We start from the raw sequence: 279 nt of genomic DNA, 5'->3' as shown, positions 1-279 counted from the left end.
AACGGCATGTTTAGACAAATTAGCCAGCGTGGAAACCTGGTTTTCCTGAGCATCAAAATGATCTTTTAAGAATGAAGATTTCACCCGTATATCATTTAAAATTTCATTGGAATAGAAGTCATAATATCCATTCACTTTAAACTGGTTGACTGTTTGCTTCAGATCAACATCAGAAGACGGCTGTAAGGCGTAAATGCCATAGTAATTGTAGTTGTTTAAGCCATACTCCGCATTCAGGTTAAGCTTCCCTTTATCACCATAAGAATTTACGAAAGCCCC

At 37.3% G+C, this 279-nt stretch carries 1 pseudogene; it reads right to left on the bottom strand.

What is annotated here, in order from left to right:
* Positions 1-279 (bottom strand): annotated as a pseudogene (locus SCA31_RS23065) (TonB-dependent receptor); the annotation flags it as partial.

Source organism: Chryseobacterium sp. SIMBA_028 (genome assembly GCF_046535285.1).
Taxonomy (GTDB): Bacteria; Bacteroidota; Bacteroidia; order Flavobacteriales; family Weeksellaceae; genus Chryseobacterium.
Note: the sequence above shows the minus strand (reverse complement) of the source record. Positions and strands in the feature narration are given on the sequence as shown.